Annotated in this window: 26 protein-coding genes and 1 pseudogene; 11 read left to right on the top strand and 16 right to left on the bottom strand. The window is 60.3% G+C overall.

The genetic code is table 11. The annotated features are described in order from the left end of the window. Positions 1 to 381: 381 nt before the first annotated feature. Positions 382 to 1014, bottom strand: coding sequence for a trimeric intracellular cation channel family protein (locus tag LMTR13_RS09110; protein WP_065727585.1), 633 nt, complete (start codon positions 1012 to 1014; stop codon positions 382 to 384). Between the two features lie 727 nt (positions 1015 to 1741). Then, positions 1742 to 2386 carry a hypothetical protein gene (locus LMTR13_RS09100; RefSeq protein WP_065727583.1) on the bottom strand — a complete coding sequence of 215 codons (645 nt, stop codon included), beginning with the start codon at positions 2384 to 2386 and terminating at the stop codon, positions 1742 to 1744. A gap of 135 nt (positions 2387 to 2521) precedes the next feature. Here LMTR13_RS09100 and LMTR13_RS09095 point away from each other — a divergent pair, with 135 nt between their 5' ends. Next, the gene (locus LMTR13_RS09095; protein WP_065727582.1) at positions 2522 to 3760 is read left to right on the top strand and encodes a MobA/MobL family protein; all 1239 of its coding nucleotides are present in this window, start codon (positions 2522 to 2524) and stop codon (positions 3758 to 3760) included. Position 3761: 1 nt separating this feature from the next. Here LMTR13_RS09095 and LMTR13_RS43295 read toward each other — a convergent pair whose 3' ends face one another. From LMTR13_RS43295 to soxC, 9 genes are all read right to left on the bottom strand, one after another. Then, the gene (locus LMTR13_RS43295; protein ID WP_065727581.1) at positions 3762 to 4064 is read right to left on the bottom strand and encodes a hypothetical protein; all 303 of its coding nucleotides are present in this window, start codon (positions 4062 to 4064) and stop codon (positions 3762 to 3764) included. After that, positions 4061 to 4738, bottom strand: a complete 678-nt coding sequence (locus tag LMTR13_RS09085) for a cupin domain-containing protein (protein WP_065727580.1) — start codon at positions 4736 to 4738, stop codon at positions 4061 to 4063. The genes LMTR13_RS43295 and LMTR13_RS09085 overlap by 4 nt, the downstream gene beginning before the upstream one ends. Beyond that, entirely contained in the window at positions 4725 to 5345 is a 621-nt protein-coding gene (locus tag LMTR13_RS43935) for a zinc-binding dehydrogenase (RefSeq protein WP_472297448.1), read from the bottom strand. The genes LMTR13_RS09085 and LMTR13_RS43935 overlap by 14 nt, the downstream gene beginning before the upstream one ends. Beyond that, positions 5335 to 5709, bottom strand: coding sequence for an alcohol dehydrogenase catalytic domain-containing protein (locus tag LMTR13_RS43930; protein ID WP_472297447.1), 375 nt, complete (start codon positions 5707 to 5709; stop codon positions 5335 to 5337). Before LMTR13_RS43930 ends, LMTR13_RS43935 begins: the two co-directional genes overlap by 11 nt. Positions 5710 to 5911: 202 nt before the next feature. Next, a complete protein-coding gene (locus LMTR13_RS09075) occupies positions 5912 to 7222 on the bottom strand; it encodes a tetratricopeptide repeat protein (protein ID WP_065727579.1) in 1311 nt (436 codons plus the stop codon). Further along, entirely contained in the window at positions 7219 to 8094 is an 876-nt protein-coding gene (locus LMTR13_RS09070) for a hypothetical protein (RefSeq protein ID WP_065727578.1), read from the bottom strand. The genes LMTR13_RS09075 and LMTR13_RS09070 overlap by 4 nt, the downstream gene beginning before the upstream one ends. Before the next feature lie 84 nt (positions 8095 to 8178). Further along, the gene (locus LMTR13_RS09065) at positions 8179 to 9399 is read right to left on the bottom strand and encodes an MFS transporter (protein WP_065732543.1); all 1221 of its coding nucleotides are present in this window, start codon (positions 9397 to 9399) and stop codon (positions 8179 to 8181) included. A 64-nt stretch (positions 9400 to 9463) separates the two neighbouring features. Beyond that, positions 9464 to 10033, bottom strand: coding sequence for a c-type cytochrome (locus tag LMTR13_RS09060; protein WP_065727577.1), 570 nt, complete (start codon positions 10031 to 10033; stop codon positions 9464 to 9466). Beyond that, positions 10020 to 11261: a sulfite dehydrogenase gene (soxC, locus tag LMTR13_RS09055; protein WP_065727576.1), complete on the bottom strand. Its 1242-nt coding sequence runs from the start codon at positions 11259 to 11261 to the stop codon at positions 10020 to 10022. The genes LMTR13_RS09060 and soxC overlap by 14 nt, the downstream gene beginning before the upstream one ends. 100 nt (positions 11262 to 11361) lie before the next feature. Between soxC and LMTR13_RS09050 the strand changes: the two genes are divergently transcribed. The 7 genes from LMTR13_RS09050 to LMTR13_RS09015 all read left to right on the top strand — a co-directional run bounded on the left by LMTR13_RS09050 (position 11362) and on the right by LMTR13_RS09015 (position 18625). Then, positions 11362 to 12186 (top strand): AraC family transcriptional regulator, encoded by an 825-nt coding sequence (locus tag LMTR13_RS09050; protein ID WP_065727575.1) that lies wholly within the window; start codon positions 11362 to 11364, stop codon positions 12184 to 12186. A gap of 145 nt (positions 12187 to 12331) precedes the next feature. Beyond that, a complete protein-coding gene (locus LMTR13_RS09045) occupies positions 12332 to 13777 on the top strand; it encodes an IS1182 family transposase (protein WP_083218930.1) in 1446 nt (481 codons plus the stop codon). A 196-nt stretch (positions 13778 to 13973) separates the two neighbouring features. Beyond that, complete coding sequence (locus tag LMTR13_RS09040) at positions 13974 to 14609, top strand: cation efflux transmembrane domain-containing protein (RefSeq protein WP_065732542.1); 636 nt, start codon at positions 13974 to 13976, stop codon at positions 14607 to 14609. Positions 14610 to 14611: 2 nt separating this feature from the next. After that, entirely contained in the window at positions 14612 to 14998 is a 387-nt protein-coding gene (locus LMTR13_RS09035) for a hypothetical protein (protein ID WP_065727573.1), read from the top strand. A gap of 267 nt (positions 14999 to 15265) precedes the next feature. Beyond that, positions 15266 to 15730 (top strand): hypothetical protein, encoded by a 465-nt coding sequence (locus LMTR13_RS09030; RefSeq protein ID WP_065727572.1) that lies wholly within the window; start codon positions 15266 to 15268, stop codon positions 15728 to 15730. Positions 15731 to 15851: 121 nt separating this feature from the next. Next, positions 15852 to 17204 (top strand): IS1182 family transposase, encoded by a 1353-nt coding sequence (locus LMTR13_RS09025; RefSeq protein ID WP_065732541.1) that lies wholly within the window; start codon positions 15852 to 15854, stop codon positions 17202 to 17204. Between the two features lie 812 nt (positions 17205 to 18016). Then, the gene (locus LMTR13_RS09015) at positions 18017 to 18625 is read left to right on the top strand and encodes a hypothetical protein (RefSeq protein ID WP_065727570.1); all 609 of its coding nucleotides are present in this window, start codon (positions 18017 to 18019) and stop codon (positions 18623 to 18625) included. 216 nt (positions 18626 to 18841) lie between these two features. On the opposite strand, the gene LMTR13_RS41565 is transcribed toward LMTR13_RS09015, so the two are convergent. The 3 genes from LMTR13_RS41565 to LMTR13_RS09010 all read right to left on the bottom strand — a co-directional run bounded on the left by LMTR13_RS41565 (position 18842) and on the right by LMTR13_RS09010 (position 20031). Next, positions 18842 to 19015: a hypothetical protein gene (locus LMTR13_RS41565; protein ID WP_197521048.1), complete on the bottom strand. Its 174-nt coding sequence runs from the start codon at positions 19013 to 19015 to the stop codon at positions 18842 to 18844. Between the two features lie 126 nt (positions 19016 to 19141). After that, positions 19142 to 19291, bottom strand: coding sequence for a hypothetical protein (locus LMTR13_RS42260; protein WP_236843319.1), 150 nt, complete (start codon positions 19289 to 19291; stop codon positions 19142 to 19144). Continuing rightward, the gene (locus LMTR13_RS09010) at positions 19288 to 20031 is read right to left on the bottom strand and encodes an SOS response-associated peptidase family protein (RefSeq protein ID WP_236843318.1); all 744 of its coding nucleotides are present in this window, start codon (positions 20029 to 20031) and stop codon (positions 19288 to 19290) included. Before LMTR13_RS09010 ends, LMTR13_RS42260 begins: the two co-directional genes overlap by 4 nt. 320 nt (positions 20032 to 20351) lie before the next feature. Here LMTR13_RS09010 and LMTR13_RS09005 point away from each other — a divergent pair, with 320 nt between their 5' ends. Next, positions 20352 to 20612 (top strand): hypothetical protein, encoded by a 261-nt coding sequence (locus LMTR13_RS09005; RefSeq protein ID WP_156795513.1) that lies wholly within the window; start codon positions 20352 to 20354, stop codon positions 20610 to 20612. A gap of 82 nt (positions 20613 to 20694) precedes the next feature. Beyond that, positions 20695 to 20907, top strand: coding sequence for a hypothetical protein (locus LMTR13_RS09000; RefSeq protein ID WP_065727568.1), 213 nt, complete (start codon positions 20695 to 20697; stop codon positions 20905 to 20907). A 209-nt stretch (positions 20908 to 21116) separates the two neighbouring features. Here LMTR13_RS09000 and LMTR13_RS08995 read toward each other — a convergent pair whose 3' ends face one another. Together LMTR13_RS08995 and LMTR13_RS08990 are read right to left on the bottom strand one after the other, a co-directional pair. Beyond that, a complete protein-coding gene (locus LMTR13_RS08995) occupies positions 21117 to 21788 on the bottom strand; it encodes an RES family NAD+ phosphorylase (RefSeq protein WP_065727567.1) in 672 nt (223 codons plus the stop codon). Beyond that, entirely contained in the window at positions 21785 to 22312 is a 528-nt protein-coding gene (locus LMTR13_RS08990; protein WP_065727566.1) for an MbcA/ParS/Xre antitoxin family protein, read from the bottom strand. Before LMTR13_RS08990 ends, LMTR13_RS08995 begins: the two co-directional genes overlap by 4 nt. Positions 22313 to 22595: 283 nt before the next feature. Between LMTR13_RS08990 and LMTR13_RS08985 the strand changes: the two are divergent. Beyond that, positions 22596 to 22964: pseudogene (locus tag LMTR13_RS08985) on the top strand (efflux RND transporter permease subunit); the annotation flags it as partial. Positions 22965 to 23129 lie beyond the last annotated feature (165 nt).

Here is a 23129-nt window from a genome sequence, read left to right as displayed (position 1 = left end):
CAGCAAGGCTGCTAATCGAATTTGTCAGACCAAAAAGCAAACCGCTCTCTCTGCCATCGGATGTTCCGCGGGCATTTCCAGCCGGCGCGGCTCAGAGGCGTCTCCCTCTGAATGGAGCCAGGCGCCGCCGTTCGCCTCCATCAGGGCTATGGCTTCGGCCGGCAATTCCCGCAGCTTCCGCGAAATCCTCGCGGCTAACTCCCATTAAAGCGCGCGGCCGCAATCAAGCAACTCTCATTCTGATCCGGGATCCCTAGTTCAGGTCTCGCGACTAAGGGAACGATGCGTTGTTATGTCTCTCGGAACAAGTCGAGAATTGAGTAGTCGGCAACACGCTCAATCTTCACCGCTTGCTTCGCGCCCCTTATCCTGTCCTGCAGCTCAAGGCTCTTTGTCGAAATGCTTGCGAGGACGGGCAATCGGGAGTCGCCACCCATGGCGGATCGCCATCAAGCGAAGTCCAAAACAGAGTGCAGCTCCGGCAATCGTCGTCACGGTTGGAGGGCTATGCAGGAGGCTGCCTACAACCACCACCGCCGCACCGGCTAAAGCCGCAACGGCGTAAAGATCGGCACGCAGCACAGTGGGGATCTCGGCGACGAGGACATCGCGCACCATACTTCCGCCTATTCCCGTCACCATGCCCAGCAACGCCGCCATGACCGGATTCAGGCCGACGGCCAGCGCCTTTTGTGTGCCGGACACGGCGAAGAGCGCCAGTCCTGCAGCGTCGAACAGGAGGACGGAGTTGCGCCACCGATCTACGCCTGGAAACCAGCAGAAGGTGAGCACGCCCGCCAGAAGCGAAACGGCCAAATATCGCCAGTCGTTGATCGCTGCGGGCGGAACCGCGCCAATCATCAGATCGCGGGTGATACCTCCGAAGTTTCCTGCCACGAACGACAGCACCAGAACGCCGAAGACGTCGAGCCGGCGCTTGACCGCAGCGCTCGCTCCGCTAAGTGCGAAGACAAAGGTCCCGATGAGATCGAGCACCAACAGAAGCGTGTTCATTGCGGTCGCCGGCCCCACGTGAAGTGAAATCGTACTCTACAAATCCGCGCCTCGCAGCTTTGGTAGCGGGAAGCACTTCGAACGCCCTACCCGAACATTTGGGTTATGGCTCTGTCGCAGACGGCGACCCGTGGCGAAGACCGAGCCGACCCCTCCCTAACAATCTGAGACGCGAACCGCCGCGTTGCAGGTTCAACTCCTGCCGGCTCCGCAATAAAGTTGCGGCGGCTGGCTCAGTGCTGCTCGCCTGAAAAGCGATTTTAGCTCGAAACTGATCCAGATTGTCCGAATTGCACGCCTCAATATCCCAATCTACGACGAGCACGTACTCGACCTGTAACAGTTGATCCACGCGCATATCTCATGGCGTTAGGTGCCGAAACAAAGGACAAAGCGCACCTAAGTTCGATGAGAGCAGGAGAAACCCGTTCAGAATGGAGCTCCTGACAGAGCGCCGATTGCTGAGTAATTTCAATTGGCTGGGGCGGGAGGGTACTCAGCCAGAATTCGATCGAGCGCAAACCTCTGAAAAACCAAGCAATTCGGGCAACACCGAGAGAACGTGTAGCACCACAGTGCAGCATCCCGCAAGGATGCTCGGCGAGCTCATTCTTGGCGCACAACACGTGCCAGTAGCAACAGCGCACATCGGCGATCACGCTTCTGAGGATGCAGCCGACCAGCGACATGCTTCACGATGTGGGACACTGCCATTTCAGTCATACGACTAGGTCAGCGAACGGCGCACCGGGAAGGCTCCGAACGGCAAGCGCGGGATCAGCGTCGCGCCGGACGTCGGCGACGCGACTTCCTCGTCGGTCTTACCGTGAGCCTCGCTGACCAGCTCGGCGATGGCCTCCACACCGCCGGAAACACCCCGCTGAGCGCCGTCGAGGCGCGCCTGAAGGTCCTGACCCTTACCGCCCTCCTCGGGCGTCTGGACGCGGTCACCGAAGGTGTTACGCAGCTCGGCGAGCTGGGCGCTCGAGACGAGGCCGGTCCATCCCCCGCTCCGTCCGTTCCAGCGCAGCCTCGCGGCATCCAACGCCTTGCGGTTGGCCACCGACGCATTGCGGCTGAGCCGCACGAACGTCTGGATGGTGCCCGGCCCGATCGACGACACAGCCGAAGCGCTGTCATTTACGCCGGTTTCGGACATCTTCGAGATCAGGGCCAAGAAGTCGCCGATCGCCACGGAACCGAAGTCCAACCGCTCGACGGCATTGCCGACCAGCGTCATGACGTTCGCCTTGTTCGCCAGCGTCAATTCCTCGATCTCTTCGCTAATGCGCACCTGCTCATTGCGAAGCGCAGCGATCCGGGCCTGGTTCTGTTCGATGTCTCGTACGAGCGTGCCGCGGCGACGTTTCATGTCAGAATGCCTCCATTCCCGATCACGAAACCATGCCGGAGTGAAAGCGACAAGCCGACCCCGCTAACCTTGCGACCCGGAGCCCTGTCCAAACCCTGCAGTGCTCAATATCCAAAATGAGGACAAAATTATTCTATGCCTATCCCCTTCGGCCGAGCAACCGTCGTCAGAATCACCGGGAAATCCGATCTCAGCCGGACCATCGCATATATTGCGAGGGCTGCAATCCGGGCTGTAAAGCGCCGGAAAATCTATAACTACACGCACCTGAAGGGCGACCTGGTCCATCACGAAGTCCTGCTCCCGCCCGGCGCCCCCGACGACCTCAGGTCCTGCAACGTTTTCGCGAACTCGCTTGACTTCGCGGAGCTGCGCAAGATGCGGACGCCGCCGACGCAGCGTGAGCGCCAAGTGCAGGTTGCCGTCACCGTTGTCATCGCCCTTCCTCCCGCTTCGGAAGTCGCATTGCATGAGGCAGCCGAGATCTTGCGGAGGATCGTCATCACAGCGCGAGGTCCGCAGGATCTACCGATCCACCTGGCGATCCACCGCAAGATCATCAATCTGCATGGGCACGCGACTTATGCGCTCCGACCGATCCACCCGGATGGGTCTTGGGGACTCAAGGTCCGAGATAAATTTATCCATCTCCGCAAAAGCCAATATCAGCCGAACAAGGCCCATGTCGCGGAAGACTTCAGCTGGCACGAGCTTTCGCGTGACATCCACCAAGCGTATTTTGTGGAACGGGGTATCGATCTTGTAGTAGATCCCGCCGCGCCTTGCCCGGGCACGCATATCCGGCCCTTCGAGTACGCCAACGGTGAATTCCACAACGAAGTCAGCCAGCAGCAGATCGAGCAGCAGCGTCAGGAACTGCATGCCGCAAATCTCGCAATCATTCACGGCAGCCCGACCAAGCTCGTAGAGACGCTCCTGAAGGGCCGGGCAAGCGTTCAGATCGGCGAACTCCGCCGTCTCTGCGCGCGATTCATTGACAATGAAGCCCAGCAGGAAGCTGAGGTGGATCGCATCCTCAGCGATCAGAACATCGTCTCTTTGGCTGAAAGCGCTGATGGGCAGGAGGCCGGCCATGCGACGACCCGGCGGACCATGCGGCTGCTAACCCGAGCCATCGGTCTGGTGGAGAACGCGACGACCGAAGTCCGAGCAATCACCGGTCCCGATCACGAGGCTGTATTGGCACAAATCGTCGAATGGGCCGAGATCGAGCAGGACATGTTCAAGCCCCCCTTGATCATCGGCCTCGCACTATCCGACTGCGACAGCAGCAAAGAGGCGCTTGCCGCTCTTGAGCCCCTGACGGGCACCATCGATATGGCTGTCACCGCACGAGCCGGCGAGCGGAAATAGCTTAGCAGCCGTTTCCAAATAAAAAGCGCCCGCTCCGCGGGATCTCCGTCGCGGCAACAGGAAGAGGAGCCGCCCTTGCCCGCTTCCACGAACCCCCTCGGCCAAACAGGATGTCACGATATCTGTGCAACGTCTGGCGCGCTTTCAGCCGGTCAAGTTCGACGAGCGGATCGTCGTGGCCATCGAGGCTGCCGCCATAGCGCGTGCCTTGCCCTGCAGGCGGATGACCTCGGACCTGCCATGGTGCAGCGGTCCCGATAGCGGCGGCGCCCGCGTCGACGCGCTGGCTGTTGTAGGAAATCACGGCAGTCGCCCGACGTCCGAATGAAGCAGGGGCGCGTCCTTCAGCCAGACTTTCGCACCTTCCGGGCCAGAGACAGCGCGCAGCTTTTGTCCGGCCGGCAAGCGCGCCCAGCTTTGCGAGATCAGCGTCTGATCGTCGATCAACAAGCTCCCCGCGAGAACAAGGATTTCAAGCCCGCGTGCATTCTCGACGGTGACGAGACTGCTGGGCAGCCAACTCTCGAAACGTACGTTCTCGAATCCGTCGTCAAACAGTTCGATCGCGCTCGCCGCACCTGGTCTCGGCGTAAGGGGATGACCTTCCGCGGGCCGCCGCACGATCTGCGCGCGATCGCAGGCACGAAATTGCCAAAGGCGGACGAAGATCGTGCAGCCGTCCTTCGATGCGGGAATGTGCGAGGTCCCGGGAGGATTGCGGAAATAGCTGCCCGCCGGGTAATCACCGTGCTCGTCCTGAAACACGCCTTCGAGAACGACGATTTCCTCGCCGCCACCGTGCGTGTGGCGGGGAAACGCGCTACGCGGGGCGTATCGCACGATCGAGGTGGCGCGCGCGACCTCGTCACCGATGCGAAACAGCATGCGCCGGTCGACACCGGCTGCCGGACTTGGGGTCCACGGTAGCTGCCCGGCGTGGACGATTACCGGAACCGTCAGGTCGTCATGGACGCGCATGGCTCTTCTCCGTCATGGTCAACACCATTCTGAACGTGGCCTGGCCAGACTTCATTCGTGCGACCGCCTCCGCGGCTCTCTCCAATGGCACGGTCTCGAGGCGCGGACGTACGCCCGCGAGCACGCTGAAGTCCAGTGCCCTTTCGTTCTCGAAGGGCGTACCCGTTATCGACCCCAATATACTCCGCTCGCCGCGGACGAGGTATCCCGCCGATACCGGCAGAGGGTTCTTTCCCGCGCCCAACAGTACCAATCTCCCCTGCGGGGCGAGAGCGCCCATGAGCGCTGCGATAGCCTCGATATCGCTGATCATGGTGACGATCGCTCTGGCACCGCCCAGGCTCTGCAGACGGGCGACCGCATCTTCCTTGTTTGAGTCTATGTAGACATGCGCCCCCAAACGGAGCGCGTCCTCTGCGATATCCGCGCCGCGTCCGACGGCCACGACCCTGAACCCCATCTTCCTCGCATATTGAAGTGCGAGATGTCCGAGGCCACCGATCCCTTGAACGACCACCATGTCGCCAGCCTCCGCACCCGACTTCTTGAGCGCGTTAAACGTCGCGATACCAGCGCAAAGCAGCGGCGCGGCCTCTTCAGAGCTCATCGGGGATCGAGACCAACCCGGTCACCCGCGCAATCATCATCTCCGCGTAGCCGCCATCGCAAGATGATCCGACGACCGGCTGGTTGAGACAGAGCTGAAATTCTCCGCGACGGCAGCGGACGCATTGGCTGCAATGGCCGCCAAGCCTTCCGACGCCGACCCTTTGACCGATTTTCCAGATCGAAGGCGTTCCGGCACCGACGGCTGCGATTCGCCCCACCACTTCGTGGCCGGGCACGCGCGGCGGTCGCATCGCGGGATCGGCGCTGTCGATGTCGGCGGCGTCCGCGCCGCATATCCCGCAGGCTTCGACCGAGATCAACACCTCTCCTGCGCCCGGCAATGGTGCGTCGCGTTCCGCCATTTCGAGCGTGCCGGCTTTTACGACCTGCGCAACGCGATAAGATCGCTTCGTTTCGTTACTCCGATGGTCACCATCGCCGGATGCTTTCTTCGAACGAGGCGGGATCAGTAGCCCGGTTTGGCCCCCAATGCAGCACGGCATGCGCCGGTCAACGCCGGGTGATGGAGTGGGATATCCAACCCGGTCTCGCGGCGTGCCTGCTTCATATTCCGGCGAGCGGCAGTCCGCTCGCCGCATTCCGTGGTCGTCGCGACGCGATGAGGCGCCGCGCTTCGTCGGCGCGACCACTGCGCAGCAACGCGCAGGTCACGGAATATTCCAGGAGGTCGCGCTGGGCGCGGCTGCCTCCAACCCTTTCATGCGCCTGCAAAACAGGCTTGAGTTCATCGACGACCCGCGTCCAGTCGCCCCTTGCCAAACCGTCGAAGCCGCGCGCGATGGGTACCAGAATGTCCGCAGCGGGTCCCTTTGGGCTCTCGATGATTCTCGCAAGAGCATCCGCATCGCCTGCCATTGCAAAGGCAAGTGCGCTGTGCATGTCGGCAAAGATGATCCCGGAATTGGGAAACCACCTGGCCGCATACTGGCTGATTTCTCTCCACAATTCCGGAGATCGCGGCTCACCAGCGATTTCGGCCCGTGCAAGGAACGAAGCGCAGTCCGTGAGCACATTGATCTGCGGACCCCACGAACCGCCCGGATGCAGTGCTTCCCGATAGATCTTCCATGCCTGATCCCGCCTGCCGGTCTCCAGAGACCAGAGGGCAAGATGCCAGCTGATGTGGCAATGCAGTTGACCCTCTCGCGGGTAGGCAGCATTCCATTGGTCGAGATAGCCGAGACCTTCCTCGCGTTGCCCCTTCTCATAGAACAGATGGGCCTTGATATGCGCAGCATGTGCGTTGCGAGGAAAACCACGAAGCGCGGTCTCAATGTTAGTGAAACCACTATCGAGCTTTTGCAACTCGATTTCGGCAAACGCGAGTACTGTCCGAAACCACCAGTCTTCGCCATAGTGCGTGGCAAGCGGCTCCAGCAGTGCTAGCTGCTCGACTTCGCGCCCGGCCCTGCCCGAGAAGCCGATCAAACCGAAAACACCGGTGGCCGGAGCCAGCACCATTGCGTCGCGCGGCCAATCCTTGATGTGTTCGGTTATCATCGAAACAGCTTCAGCGCCCTGACCGCCCAGGATCTTGGCAAAGATCGCAATATGACTTTGCTCGCGCACTGTCGTAGCCGACGCGAGCGCCAACGCACGTTCGAGCGGGTCCCTTGCTTCGCCGCCCCGACCGAGAACCTGCAAGCTTCGCGCAAGTGCGATGTGCGCCAGAGCGAAGTCTTCATCGGCCGCTATCGCTTCCCGGAACGCTTGATCAATGCCCGAGCCGGCCGACAACAGCTTGTCAACACCGACCACATAAGCATCGCGCGCATTGCTGGAGCCCGTGCTCAACTTGTTCCCGTATCGGTCTTCGAGAACGCTCACCACATTTCTGACCGGGTTCGCGGTCATTTGGATGATGCTCCCTCGGCGACCATCCGCTTGGCGTCCGCCTGCTTGCGACGACGCTCCTCGCCCAGATTGAGCAGCCGCTCTCGATCTGCAGGGGTAACCCGGCCGTATCGGGCCCGCCAGACGGCCCCCTCTTCGTTCCAGGCAAATGGCGCCTTCACAGTGGTCCGCGGCGCCTTCGCCGTCTCAAACAGGACGAGTGCCTCGCGCAGGATTTCGCGCTGCATGTCGGGTCGCCAGGGATACCCGCACGGATTGCCCAGCGGAAAATCCGTGAAGTAGAACCGTGGAACGCCGCAATGCTCCACGACGTCCAGCGCCGAACCGATCATGACGGTCGGGATTCCATTCGCTTCGAGATGACGAGCCACCAGGCTCACGGTCTGGTGACAAACAGGGCAAAGGGGGCAAAGGACTGCAGCATCCGCTCCATCCTGTCGAACGCGCGCCAGGATTTCAGGCGCATCCGTGGTCTTGGTTTTTCGCTGACTATATTCGGTTGGCACACCATGGAAGCGCGGGGTCAATCCCGCAAGGACTCCGTCGGCGACCAATTGGAAAGCGGCTTCGATCGGCAGAAAGCTGGCCCGGTCATTGGTGTGGGTCGATTCCTTGTCCCACGCGACATTGTCGGTAAACAGCTTCTCCGGCGGCGGCGAAACGACCCCTGACCACACCCGCTTCACACCGTCAAAATCCGCCGGACTAGCCGTGGTAATCAGTGCGATCCGCAGGTCCGACAGCGGCTTCGCAAGCGGGGTGAACGGGACATCATCAAAGGTCGCCCACACATAGTCGTTGGCGTAACCGAGGGCACGGTAATAGTGGCGAGTTCGCTCCATATACAAAACTGGGGTCTCTGCTGCGCTCATATCGCATCTCCTCAAAAAAGCTTCTCGCTCAAACCGACTGGCTTGAACACCTTTGTACTGGCAAGGCGGCAGGCGCCGCCCCGGCTAGCTCTGTCGCGCGGTGGGCCGGTACGAAAAGCCAACCAGGGCCAACAACGCGATCAACAGTGGCACGAACGACAGAATCAAGACGGTCGACCAGCCAAACGACGACAACAGCCCGCCGGAAAGGAACGAACCGACCGTCATCGTGCCGAAGACCAGGAAGTCATTGAGCGATTGGACTCGCGCCTTTTCCTCGGGACGATGGCATTCCAGAACCATCGCCGAAGCACCGATGAAACCGAAATTCCAGCCGATCCCGAGCAAGGTCAGCGTCGCCCAGAAATGTGCGACATCGGCGCCGAGCAAACCAACCCACGAGGAGACCGCGATGAGCGCCAGCCCGATGGCGACGACCGCAGTTGCACCGAACCGCGTGATCAGGCGTCCTGTCCAAAAGCTGGGGGCGTACATCGCGATGACGTGCCACTGCAAACCAAGATTGGCCGACTCCTGGGACAGCCCGCAGAACCTCATTGCGAGAGGGGCTGCCGTCATGAGGAAATTCATAAGCAGGTAGGAGACGACCCCGCAGATCACCGCGAGGATGAAACGCGGCTGCCGCGCGATGCTGGCAAGCGGCCTTCCAGCGCTTCGATGAGCTGCAATTGGCCGAGGAAGTGCAACGCCCGCCAGGATGACGGCGGACAGAGCCGCAACAACTGCTTGGCCGACAAACGTTGCAGCAAACAGGTAAGGCGGCCACAGGTTCATGGTATGCGTCACAAGTTGCGGACCGATCACACCAGCGAACACACCTCCGGCCATCACAGCGGAAAGAGCACGAGGCCGCCGTTCCGGCGCCGCACAATCGGCAGCAGCAAAGCGGAAGGAGAGCACCACTGCGGCGTAGACACCTCCGAAGAATGTCGCCGCACAGAACAGCGGAAAGGACGCGCGGAGTACCGCAACGAACGCAATCAAGCCCGCGACGGTGCCGCTGCCTGCGCCGAGCAGGAATGCGGTACGCCGGCCGTACCGTTCAGCGGCGGCGCCCGCCGGTAGTGTGCAGAGAGCCATGCCGACGACAAAAACCGAAACCGGCAGCGTCGCCAGCGCCTTGGTGGGCGCTAGCATGTCGCCAACAACGGCCCCGGTTGCGTAGACGACGGTAGAATTGGCGCCTGCGAGGGCCTGGGCAACAGCCAGCCTTACGACATTGCTGCGCTCTCGGCGAACGGCCGTCGCCGCCTCAAGGTTGAGAGCGGGAAAATTGAAGTTCATGCTCTGCGACTCGCTCCGCCGGTCAATGAGATGCGCCGCGATCAGGCTCGGCATCGGCCGTCGGCTATTTGCAATCGACCTTGCATTTCAAGTCTTCGGTGTCGGGTCTCCCATCGGGAATGAAGCCGTCTGCGTTGGGCATCTTCACCTTCGTCAGTTCCTGCGCATCCATGATGGCTTGCCGCGGCACGATGTCGTTGAGGTAGAGCAGGTACGCCACGACCGAATAGACGTCGTCCGCGGCCAGACTGTTTGGCGCCGTGAATGGCATCGCCCGGTTGACGTAGTCGAAGATCGTTGTTGCGTAGGGCCAGTAACTGCCAGCCGTCTGAACCGGCTTTGGCGTCGCCAGCGTGCCTTTGCCGCCGACGAGGCGGTCAAAACCTTTCGCCGGGTTCTGTCCCTTCTCGCCATGACAGGCGGCGCATTGCTCGGCATAAACTTTCTCGCCTTGCTCGACGGTACCCTTGCCCGGTGGCAACCCTGCGCCGTCCGGCCGCACGTCGATGTCCCAGCCGCGGATCTGTTCCAGGGTAGCCGGCGTGCCGAGGCCGTGCCGCGACGCTTGCTGCGCGAGCGCAGAACCGGCGAAGACGAACAGGACCACAGCAACGGAGGCGCTAAGTGCTCGCATTGGTGACGACTCCATCAGCAGCAACCTTCCAGCCCTGAATTGCATTGAAGTGGTACCGAGGATTTGTCCCCCGCGCCGCAATCAGGCTCGACCGGGTGGGCTGCATCCAGCCCTTGTCGTCGTAGGCCCTGCTCTGGATCTCCAGAGGTTGACCTTGCCAGTTGAACGGCAGCCGGAAGCGAGTCAGACATTTGTCGAGAACCGGCTCCTGGAGCCTGGCCCTATGCCATGTGGCGCCCCCGTCGACCGAAACGTCGACACGGGTGACGTGGCCGCGTCCCGACCAGGCAATTCCCGAAATTTCGTAGGCCCCCGGAGCCTTGAAGCTGCGATCGGCGTTCGGGAAGGTCACAACGGACTTGACGTCCATCTCGAAGGCGAACTGGTACGCCTTGCCGTTTGCAAGCAGGTTGGTGTAACGCGCGGTTTCTTCCCGCGTATGCCATGGACGATCGCCGATCTTCAGGCGACGCAGCCATTTCACCGACATGTTTCCCTCGAAGCCTGGAAGGAAGAGCCGAACGGGATAGCCTTGCTCCGGCCGGAGCATCTCTCCGTTCTGGGCATAGACGAGCAGCGCATCGTCGAGCGCTTTTTCGATCGGCACGCTACGCGTCATGGCGGCCGCATCGGCGCCCTCAGCCAGGATCCATTTCGCATCCGGCTTCAGTCCGACCTCGCCCAAAACCGTCGAGAGCGGCACCCCGGTCCACTCGCAACAGGACAACAGCCCGTGCGTGCGCTGAACGGAATGATAACCGGACTTTCTCCATTCGGTGGAGCTGTTGCCGGAGCATTCCAGGAAGTGAATGCGCGTAACCGCGGGAAAGCGCAGGAGATCATTCATCGTCAGGATCAGCGGCCGGTCCACCAGGCCGTGGATGAGCAAGCGATGCTGATCCGGCGCGATCTCGGGCACGCCGGCATGATGACGTTCGAAGACCAACCCATTCGGCGTGATGATGCCGTGAAGGTTCTGCAGCGGAGTGACGCTGAAGGCCTCCGTGTCGGTCGCGCGAGGCTCCCGAATGCGCCGAACGACATCTTTCTCGAATTTCGACGGCAGTCCGTAGGCCGGCGACAGGATCGGCCTGCCCTGTTCGTGCATCCATTCGGGAACGTCCGGCGGGATGGTGCCGGCCTTGGCTTCGATGGACTTCGTTGAGGACAGGCCACCGATGGCGAGAGCTGCTCCCGACGCCAACATTCGTCGTCGACTTAAGCTCATTGCGCTTTTTCTCCCCTGATTGGCGACGGCAATCGACACGCTTTCACTTGCTCAGCCTAGAAACAAAGCGGTGGTCTTTCCCTCTATAAAATGCCATTTTATGTCGATGAAACGTCAATCACAAAACGTTGGCTGGAAGCTACTCCAGGCCCCGCAAGGTCTTGGTTCGCCGAAACCGATGATCGTTCGGGTCGAAACGCTTCCGGCGAAAAGTTACTTTGCCGAACACAGTCACAGCTGGAATCAGCTCGTCTATGCGATTGCAGGCGCGCTCACCGTCAAGGCCGACGGAAGGAGTCTCGTAATTTCACCAGAACAAGCCGTCTGGCTGCCGACCGGCACCAAACATTCGGTTGGATCCCTCATGGGCGCGGAATTCCGAAGCCTTTGGGTGGCCAATGAGGCGAGCCCCGGTATCACGTCCCGAAGCACCGTCATTCATGTATCACCGCTTCTGCGAGCGCTTATCGTGGAGGCCGCATCGCTGAAACAGGAAGATCGTCACTACGCCGGCCGCGTCATCGCGCTCATCCTCGAACAGTTGCGTCGGGCGCCGCCTATTTCGGGAGCGCTGCCATGGCCTACCCATCCGGGTTTGCTTGCACTTTGCGAGACTCTCTATGCCGATCCTGCAAATCCCCGACACAGTGACAAATGGGGGACAGAGATTGGGATGTCCCCACGAACCCTGACCCGGCAATTCGAGCGCGAAGTAGGCATGAGCTTGCGTACATGGCGCCAGCGTCTGCGCCTGTTTAAGGCGATCGAATTGTTGGGCAGCGAACTCCCGATCACGGAGATCGCGTTGCGCCTCGGTTATTCATCGGCCTCAGCATTCATATTCATGTTTCGCTCGGAAATGAGCATTAGTCCCCTGCAGTATAGGCGCAATTTAAGTGACGCAGGTGGCAGAGGGGCTACTTGAAGGCATTATGGAGGGATGCTGACTTTGGGATCGGGTCAACCGGGGCACTATCCAAATAGATCGATCCGAAGGACGTAAATGACCCTGGCTGTGTGAAAAGCCACGAGTCAGGTACGATTCCTCCGTTTCCTGATGGGGGATACGGATGGGACGCTTCGTTGAAGGCGCGGACAGATCCCAGCTGACGCTCTTGCCGGAATGCCTGGAGGATTGGGTAAGCGAGGACAACGCGGTCCATGTGATCGATGTGTTCGTCGAGGCGCTCGACCTGCATGGACTGGGGTTTGAGCGTGTGATCGCCAAGGAGACGGGCCGGCCCTCCTATCATCCGGCAGTCCTTCTGAAGCTTTACATCTACGGTTATCTCAATCGGGTGCAATCCAGTCGGCGCCTGGAACGTGAGGCGTGCCGGAATGTCGAGGTGATGTGGCTGATCGGCCGCCTGGCTCCCGATCACAAGACGATCGCCGATTTCCGGAAGGACAATGGCGCGGCGATCCGGAAGGTTTGCGCGAAGTTCGTTGCGCTATGCCGGCAAATGGGCCTGTTGCAGACCCCGAGCGTCGCGATTGACGGCAGCAAGTTCAAGGCGGTGAACAACCGCGATCGCAACTTCACGCATGCCAAGATGGCGAGGCGGATGGCGCAGATCGAGGAAAGCGTCGGTCGATATCTGCGTCAACTCGATAGCGCCGATCGGCAGGAGCCTTCGGAAGCGATCATCATCAAGACAACGAGGATCAAGGAAAAGATCGCTCGGCTGAAGCAGGAGATGGGCCGCCTGGAAGTGCTTGATGCGCAGATGCGTAACACGCCGGATCAACAGATATCGCTCACCGATCCGGATGCCCGTTCGATGGCCACCAGCGGACGCGGATCGGGCGTCGTCGGCTACAATGTCCAGGTCGCTGTGGACACCGAACACCATCTGATTGTTACGCACGAGGTCATAAACGTCGGCAACGACCGTGGGCAGCTTGCTCGGATGTCGAAACAAGCCAAAGAAGTGCTCGAAGTGGACAAACTCGAGGCCGTCGCCGACCGTGGCTACTTCGACGGAGAAGAGATATTGGCCTGCGAAGAGGCTGGCGTTGCAGTCACCTTGCCCAAGCCCATGACGTCGAACGCCAAGGCTGAGGGCCGGTTCGGCAAACAGGACTTCGCCTACCTGCCTGATGCGGACGTCTACCGCTGCCCATCCGGCCAGCTGCTGTCCTATCACTACACCAACATCGAGCATGGAATGACGCTGCGCCGGTACTGGTCGACAGCGGCGTGCCAGAGCTGCGCGATCAAGAGCCATTGTACGCCGTCCAAGGAGCGCCGCATCACGCGCTGGGAGCATGAGCATGTGGTCGAGGAGGTCCAGAGACGGCTCGATTCCAATCCCGACGCCATGCGGACGCGGCGCGAGACGGTCGAGCATCCCTTCGGCACGATCAAAGCCCGTATGGGTGCGAGCCACTTCCTGATGAAGCGCCTACGGAATGTCGCCGCTGAGATGGCGCTGCATGTTCTCGCCTATAACCTCACACGGGTGATGAACATCGTCGGCAAACCGAGCCTGATTGCAGCCATCCGCGCCACCTGAAGGTCGGAAAGTGCGTCGAAAAGCGTAATACCGCGTCGCGATACCCACTTTGGCCGTCATTGGACGATCCGACGCGAGAACATCGGCCGCCTGCCGACCACGGCCGCGTGCCGACCTATCGGTTTGCACACAACCAAGACCCAAAGCGGACGGCAGAGGGGTGGCGAATAGCGCAGGGGATATGTATCTTTGCCTTATGGCTGATTGTTGCTGTCCACCACCTCTAAATCTCCGCAAGCCGGAAGAGAGCGCTGCGCTGAAGCGCGTTCTTTGGGCCGTGCTCGGCATCAACGCTGTGATGTTCCTTGTTGAGGTGGGAGCAGGTCTGGCTGCGGGCTCGGCCTCTCTCCAAGCGGACGCAATGGATTTCCTCGGTGACGCGGCAAACTACGGCATTAGCCTATTCGTCGTGGGCATGGCCATTCACTATCGGGCCTCGGCAGCCCTGCTTAAGGGCGCGACGATGGGTGCGTTCGGGCTGTGGGTCATCGGGACGGCCATCTGGCACGCATTCCACGGAACCTTGCCTAGCGCCTTTACAATGGGGGTCGTAGGCATTGCCGCACTGATCGCAAACGCCGCATCATTCGGGCTGCTGTGGACCTACAGGCACAATGACGCCAACATGCGGTCAGCGTGGATCTGTACCCGCAACGACGTTTTTGGAAACCTCGCCGTCCTGCTTGCCGCGCTTGGTGTACTTGGAACAGGAAGAGGATGGCCGGACATTATCGTCGCCGCGATCATGGCGGGACTTGCGTTGCAGGGCGCCGGAACAGTCATTGGTCAATCACTCGGTGAGCTTCGTACCTCAAGCGTCTCCGCGGAGTAGCTATGAAAGCAAGTCTCGTTGTAGCGTTGTTGGTCAGCTTAATTCCTTGTGCGGTATCGGCGCAGCAAACATCGCACAAGGAGAACGTGACGCCGATCGCCCAGCACGGCGGTCAGGCATTCGAGGCCGGCGACTATCACCTAGAGTGGGTCTCCAAAGGAGAAATTGTCGAGGTGTATCTGACCGATCACGACAACAAAGCTGTCAGCGGCACGGGACACAAAGGTGTTGCGGTCATCCTCGTTGACGGAAAGGCGCAGCGTATTCCGCTGGAACCAGATGGCCAAAACCGTCTTTCGGGCAAAGCCTCGAAGTCGCTTCCCACGTCCATCAAAGGTGTCGTCCAAGTTACGCGCCCGAACGGCAAAACAGTGCAGGGCAAGCTCTAGCCAATGTCCGCGTGTGGCCCAAAAGCGAAGTAGCGACCGCCTCGTTGACCCATCTGCGCGCCCTCATCGACGACGCACTTTAGTGTTGCTAATTGTCGATCCCACTGCCACACTCTGCAGTGTGCTTGCTGGCAAGCCTGCTCGTTCGTGCAAAGATTTCATCAGCCAGTAGTCGATGAAGCGACCTTATCCATGCTCATTGTCTAACCACTGCTTACGAACGCGACGATTAAAGACAATGAGCATGGGCATCATAAGGATTGCATCATGACGCCTATCGCCTTCTTCAAGCTTCAGGCCAAAAACCTGTTCAGAGATTACAAGACAAGAACCTCCACCATAGATGTGGTGGATGGCCGGTCACACTACGCTTACGACGCCAAGTATTTCGATATCGATGCCATCTTCGTGGACTTCGACTGGGACGAAGACGATTTTAGTTTGATGAAGGCACAACACACCATCGCCATCCTAGCGGGGTTTCGGAAGTGGGCGGATTTAGCGAAGGCATCTGTTGTCGAGCTCGAACTCGCCAAGCTTCTCTTCGACCATCAAGACAGAATGAACGCTGAGGAATGGGCGATGTACGTCGCGCACGCCGAACACGACAACAAGACAATCTTCGATGCGGAGGCACGCCTAGAAATCTACAAACAAGTAGTGTTGCGCGATGGCGGACCTAGAAGTCAGTTCTTGGATTATCGCTTGATGGGTAAAGACGCTCTACCCTAGCCGACGATGTGATCGGATAGCCTGCTGATGTCGGCTATTGGCCGATTCTGTTGAAAAAGTCGGCTGTTGCGACGCAGAGATATCAGTGATTCAGTCTGTCAAATTGGCAGGACTGAAGATCATGATGGGACACCGGCAAGTCGAACAGGCTGCGTTGTTCTATGAGTTCTCGCTCGAAAGGCACATCCCGGCCGACCACCTGCTCCGATCGATCGATAGGTTCGTAGAGCTTGAGGAACTGCGACGGGAGCTGGCGCCGTTCTACAGCAGCATCGGACGGCCTTCGATCGATCCCGAACTGATGATCAGGATGCTCCTAATCGGCTATTGCTTCGGCATACGATCGGAGCGGCGCCTCTGCGATGAAGTCCACCTCAATCTGGCGTACCGCTGGTTTTGCCGGCTGGGTCTGGACGGGGCTGTCCCCGATCACTCGACGTTCTCGAAGAACAGGCACGGTCGCTTCCGTGAGAGCGATCTCTTCCGCCGCGTGTTCGAGATCGTCTTGCGCCGCTGTATCCGGGAGCGGCTGGTCGGTGGCGAAGGGTTCGCAGTCGACGCGAGCCTGATCAAGGCGGATGCCAATCGACAGAAGGGGATCGAAGGCGACAAGGGACTTCCACCGGAGGCGGCACGCCGAGCGATAGATGAGTATCTGGCTGTCCTCGATGACGCCGCCTTCGGAGCGGCGACCGAGGTCACGCCGAAGTTCGTATCGCCCTCGGACCCGGCGGCGCGCTGGACGGGGGCGCACGGTGGCCAAGCCTTCTTCGCCTACTCGACGAACTACTTGGTCGACATCGATAACGCGATCATCGTCGATGTCGAGGCGACCACGGCAATCCGCCAGGCGGAAGTGTTGGCCGCCAAGCGCATGATCCAACGTTCGCTCGAACGGTTCGACCTCTATCCAAGCCGGCTTCTCGGTGACAGCGCCTATGGCTCGGCCGAGATGCTTGGGTGGCTGCTCTACGAGCATGGGATCGAGCCGCACGTGACCGTCTTCGACAAGTCGGCCCGCACGGACGGGACCTTCTCGCGCGAAGACTTCATCTATGACCATTCCGGGGACGTCTATCGTTGTCCCGGTGGCAAGACCCTCACCACCACAGGGACGCCAGTGAACGATGAAGCGACGATCCTCTACCGTGCGAGCAAGCACGATTGTCAAGCATGCTCTCTGAGAAGCAGGTGTTGCCCCAATACTCCGGCCCGGAAAGTGCCGCGCTCGGTCTATGAGGGCGCTCGCGACTTGGCGCGCGAGATCGCAAGATCATGGGAGGGCCGCACTTCGCGCCGGCTCCGGAAGAAGATCGAGATGCTGTTCGCGCACCTCAAGCGCATTCTCAAGCTCGACCGGCTGCGGCTAAGGGGCCCGAACGGCGCGCGTGACGAGTTCACCCTCGCTGCCACCGCTCAGAACCTCCGTAAGATGGCCAAGCTGATCCCGATGCCCGCGCTGACGCCCGCGTGAGGCCAACCACACCAACTCGTCCGCGGAACAGTGGGCGCTCACGACGAAACTACTGCCGACTTCTTCAACAGAATCGGCCCCTTTGAGACATGCCCGCCTATCCTGAGAATGTCCGTTCACCGGGGTAGACCGGAAGTCACCGTGGTCCGGCCAAACCGACGCCAAAGCGAGGGTTACCCCTCCGGCACCCCGGCCATTCGCATCTCATAGGTGCGCTCGCGCCAGAGAAGCTGGATCGGATTGTCACTCATCAATGCGCCAGCGAAATTGTTGTGCTGACGGCCCCTGCAACACTGTTCAAAACAGAAAAAAGCTCCCGATCAGCAGGCCCGCAGAAAAGGACCAAAGCCCCAAGGTGCAAGCTGACACGAGGCGCACGAGGTTGCGAACCTGCACCTCGAATTCCGCTTCTGTTGTCTCATGGAACTGAGCTGTCATTGGCGTGGCCCTGCCCAGTAGGCGCGGCCGGATGTACGCACAAATCATGGTGAAGGTGGGGCATTTGCGCCCGCAGTGATGGCAATGGTGCTCGCGCTTGAGGGCTCCCAAGCGGACAAGCGGACCATATCGTTTCATCCGAAATCGACCACGGACCTCCGTAGTGGCGTTGAGAAGCGACGCAACAGCAGGGAAGTCCAGAGATCAATTTTCGCGAGATTTTTAGGGTCGTTCGATTTTCGACTTTGCAACCCGTTTTCAGCCATTTCCGGCCATTCGCATAAGTTCGCAGAAACCCTTCTGTCATAGGTGCTTTCGGGATACTCTGAGCGCAGACGTTCGCACGCGTTAACCGCTTGTGGAGTACGTCACCAATGCAACGCTGTCTCGCTGCTTTCGCAATCGCCGCCAGCCTGTTCGCACCAGTTGTGCACGCCAACGATGCCTTGGAAGCCAAGGTGCGGGCCTACGTTCCGGTCGTCTCCCTCGCCAAAGTATGTGACATCAGGATCAATGACGCCACCTTGGGTGACCACCGCGCCATGCTCGAAGCGGTGAAATCCGACCCGAACGCCAACAAACTCGCCTACCGCCTCCATTACGAAACGCAGACGGCCTACATCAAGGCCCGCGACGGAGGTCAACGGGTCGCCTTCTGCAAGGACTTCATCGCAGCCAACAGCCAATATGCCAAGGCGCGCTTCACCACCGTGGTCGAGGGCCACCTGAGCGAAGTCAGCGCTAGTGTGCAGAAAGCGATTGCTCACAACGTCTGCGGTGCGCCCCCCGCCAAGCTGTCCAAAGCCGACTGGAAACCGTACGCGTACATCAAAAAGATGCTTCAGACCGAGCATAAGTTGACCAAGGAAAACGCCGAGACGAACGGCTGGAACGTCACCGAGGAAACGTCGGCGGTCACGGAACAGTTCTGCGCGGCGGTAAAAACCCGAGCATCACCGCCGCCAAAGTCCGAGCCTCGCTGATGTGTCTTTGCGCGGCCCCGGTGGTCCCGCGGCCGTGCAAGCCAGTGCCTGCTGCCGATGTCCCCGCGCTCCCAGTGGACACGAATGCATTAGAGTTGGGAAGTTCGCCTTGATGCCGATGGCTGCCGGTTTTTTCCGCTGAAACGCCACGAACCAAACTCCACAGCCACCTATACCTCTGCACCTTGACCATCGTCCTCACCGAGTTTCGCCCGCTCACTTCTGTATGCGAGCTTGATGGCGCTGCACAGCTTCGTTGACCTTGGCGCGGTCGCGGCGATCCTCAGGCGACAAGGCCATGACGGCTTCGTGTATCTCGGCCGATATGGTCGCCATGTCCGAAAATGGCTTATTGGTCCATTCCCACCACTGATCGAAGACATCTTTCATGGAATGCCTCATGCTGGCTCTGAGCGAAGAGGTCAGCCGCCGTTCTGCGTCAGCTTTACAAACGTGTCGCTCTCGTGCAGTTCCAACCAGCACCGTGAAATCGCGAGATCAAGGCCCGCCGCATATTCAGACTGATGTCCCCTTGTCGCCGAACAGGAGCGGGCCGTTGATCTTCTCGATGTAGATGCGGCCATCCTGCACCGGAAGGCGTGATCCATCAGTCGGCGCAGCGGCTTTGTCAGGATCAGCGAAGGGACGGTCGTTGGTGAACTTCATGCTGCTGCCTTGTCTTCCTTGTCCGCTCCGCGCGCCACGATCTTCAATGCATCATTCGGCAATGGCCGCTGTAATGCCTTCGCCTCATCCCATGGCGCACGCATCCAGACATCGCGCTCCTCGTCCGTCATGAGGATCACCGGCATCGCTTTCGGATGCATCGGTTCCACGACGGCGTTCGGCGACGTCGTGAGAAAGCCGTAGACGTTGTGCGGCCCGGGTACCGGCTTTGATTTCGTGCCGCGATCGCCTTTGAACTCTGTCCATATGCCCGCGAAACAGGTCAGCGGCCGATCATCATTGATTGCGAACCACACGACGTCCTTTTTCTTGGTCTCCGGGTTCGGCTCCGGCGCATACTCAGCGAAGCTATTGAACGGCACTAGGCAACGGCTTTCCGGCTTCAGCCAGCCCTGCCAATGCGAGAGGAGGTGTGCCTTCTCTTTGCGTCCGAATGCGTCTTCGGTAACAGTTTGAATCCGCAAGAGTCGCACGGCGCGGTCGGATTCTTCGACAGACAGCGGCTGCTTCCTCTCTGCCCGGCGCCGGCGGGTGCGCCGTGGAATGACGAGGCGCGCGATCTCCCGCTCCGTTAGCCCGGCTTCGGCCAGACCTTGAGCGCGACGAGTGGGAGGCGCTGACGCACGGCGAGCGCCAGATCTGCCCTGCGAGCGCACCTTCCGGCCGAGCACGGAATGGCCGCCCAGCTTGCGAACCACTTCTTCGACCACAGCGGACATCAAGAAGACTCTTGGCAACCTAGTAAGAATAGAGGCAACTTGCACCAAAAGGTACCGCAAAACACTGCCGCGGCTGAATTCCCGACGGCGGAATACAGGAGTTGATGAAGGAGAGGACCACACCGACGAGCCGCCGGTGGCGCGCGAGCCAGGACAAGGACTAAGCAGGCTGCTTTGGTGAGGCGGTAATTTGCCCTCTGACACCGGGCCTTACCGGTATCGGGAGCGGCCGAAGCACCTCGAAAGCCCGGCATCTGCCTTCAGGATCGGCGCTGGCGCCAAACTTCGTTAATGCCGGCCTTCAGGCTCAGCGCTAGACTTTGCCTGTTTTGGGGCGGGAAAAGGATGCCGATAAGTCGGCACTTGAGCGGCACGGCGACAAGTCCGGAGACGTCGCGCGTCTCAATCGGGCGTATGAAGAAGCGCTGCGTGCTCTCTATTTGGTGGACCGCAACGACCCCATCACCGAGATGGTTGCGAAGAAGATCATCGAGATCGGCCAAACTGGCATTGATGACCCGAAGCGGCTGTGTGCGGAATCGCTCAAGCAGCTCGGTATCGATCGGCGGTCCACCTCGTAAATGCAGTGCGTACCGCCGACCAGTCGTATTGGCCGCAGCCGGCATATACTGAAATCCATTGTTGTTGGGTTGAGGGTATTTCATGGACCAAGTGTTTTTCAGAGAGCAGGCGCTGCGCGCCCGCGTTTTGGCCGAGAAGGCCGATCCGTTCACCAGGAAGCGGTTCCTGAACCTTGCCGACATGTACGACGCCAAGGCGGGCGGTTCATCGAGAGCCTCGCGGCTCATTGAACGTCCGCTACAGCTTCCGAAGACCCCTGTCGCACCCACCAACGGCCAATCGGGCGAAGCATGAGGAATCGGAGGCCAGACGATGCGGCGACCGAAATCAAGTGTGATGCTTGCGACGGGAGCGCTTTACGGGCGGGCGCGACGGGACCATTTGGTATTACCGCCAGCTCAGTGAGATTTTCAGCGCTCTGGCGCAGCAGCTTGCGCTGACCGGCTCTTCCCTTTCCTGCCGAATAGGGCCGGTCTGCCGACCGGAAGGATTGCTTCATTCCATCACACCGATAGTTTGCGAACATCGATCATGCGCGACGTTGCCAGCACCGTAATCTCGAAATGATCTGTCTGCACGATGTCTGTGATGTTGCGCGGCCGATGCGCAACGAAGTTACTGCCGGTCCACGGTCGCAGGCTATCGTACAGCAGTCCCGCTCCACCTGACGCGCGAACCTCTTCGCCAAGCTTCTGCGAGGCATCATAGCGGTCGCTCGCATAAACGTCAGGGCGCGTGGCCTGCTGGCCTCTGATGTCGAGATAGTCGCCCAATAGTGTTGCGACATAGGCCCTGTAGGTCCGGGTCATCGTGGCGACGCCTCGGGCGACCGTCTCGCGCCGCAGATGGTGACCGACCTCGGCAGCCGCGGTCCGGATATCGTCGGCCGCGTACCACGCACCAAGCTCGGGGCCGTTGAATCGCATCCCGCCGGGAGCGACGTGGAGAAAAGCCGCCATGACGATGCTGGCATTGGGCACCCCATAGACCCATTCGCTCTGCGGCAGCCGGTCGATGCGGTCGGCCACGAGCCGATCATTGGTCCAACCGACCAACTCCATCACCGCTGCAAGATCGGCCGCGGTCGCGACGGTATCGAACAGCCCGATGGGAGGAAATTGCGACGGAATCAGGCGATGGGCGGGCTGCGGCGAGGTCGCAAAGGTATCCGTCACCGGAACACGATTTCCGAGTCGTCGTACGGCGCGAACGCCTCGTCAATCCTGTTCGGCTGCATGTAGAGTCCGCCGCGCGCGCCGTCGAGGAAACGGCGCACCGTGAGCAGCCCATCCTGGGATCCGCTGGTGACGAGGTCGAGCGGCGGTCGCCCGCCGAAGACGACGGCGTTATGCGCGGTCCGCAACCACTCGACGCCGAGCCGCTCGGTCGGAAAGAGAATGCCGAGAGCTTGATGGATGCCGAGCACCGCAGAGACGCGCGCGAGAACATCCACATCGAGGGTGAAGGCGCCATGCTCGCGCGCCTGCTTGCACCAGTTGTGATAGGTGGATCGCGAGGGATACCCAAGCACGAGGAGACGTTGCTCTTCGGTTAATCCCCACAGATCGGCGATGGCGAGGAAGGTCCGCAACGCGGGGGGACTAAGCCGCCTTCGATTGGCCGGCGCAAAGCGCGAAATATCAAGCCGCTGCGGCCCGTTTCCCTTCTCAGTTGGGCGTGGCTTACGATTGGCTAGCATGGCCTACTTCCTTTGCCAGATATAGACATAGTCCAAATCTAGACAATATTCAACCAGCAATTCCGGCCATTTTGACGGCGTTCCGGTATTTTAATACATCAAATTGAGCTGGTTTTTAGGTCATTGTTTTTTGTTCAACGGAGCCGGACGTCGACAGAGACCGAGGAGCGCGTTGCGCTTAAGCGCAACCGGCTGGCGCGCGCCGTCGGGCTGCTCGGTGGGGCCAAGAACACCCGCTTGTCCGGCCGCGTGCCGGCAGGCCTGATCGAAGCGGCAAAGAAGCGTGCTGGTGGGGTTGTCTGCCAAGAACGCGATCCTTATCGTCGAATTCGCGCGCGAACTGGAGTTCGCAGGTCGTTCGCCGATCCGGGCAGCGATCGAGGCAAGCCGCCTGCGGCTGCGTCCGATCCTGATGACCTCGATGGCATTCATCATGGGCGTTTTGCCCCTGGTGCTCTCGACCGGTGCCGGTTCGGAAATGCGCCGAGCTATGGGCGTCGCCGTCTTCTCTGGCATGATCGGCATCACGGTGTTTGGCCTGTTCCTGACACCCGTGTTCTATGTTCTGTTGCGCACCGTCACGGGACTGAAGCCACTGACCAACCATTCCGCCAGTGTAGCGACCGGTCATGCGCCGGAGCCCGGCCGCTAATGCGGGCACTCTGATCGAACGAGGGACCGTGGTTGGCCAGCCAAACGTCGAGCATGCAAGCCGCGGCCTGTCGGGCGCGCGGCAGAACAAGCCGCGCACGATCGACGAATAGATCAATCTCGACGAGTACGACCGGGCGTGTGTGCTTGCAGTACGGCTTGCGAC

Source organism: Bradyrhizobium icense (genome assembly GCF_001693385.1).
Taxonomy (GTDB): domain Bacteria; phylum Pseudomonadota; class Alphaproteobacteria; order Rhizobiales; family Xanthobacteraceae; genus Bradyrhizobium; species Bradyrhizobium icense.
The sequence above is the reverse complement of the archived record's forward strand: the minus strand, read 5'-3'. Positions and strand labels throughout refer to the sequence as shown.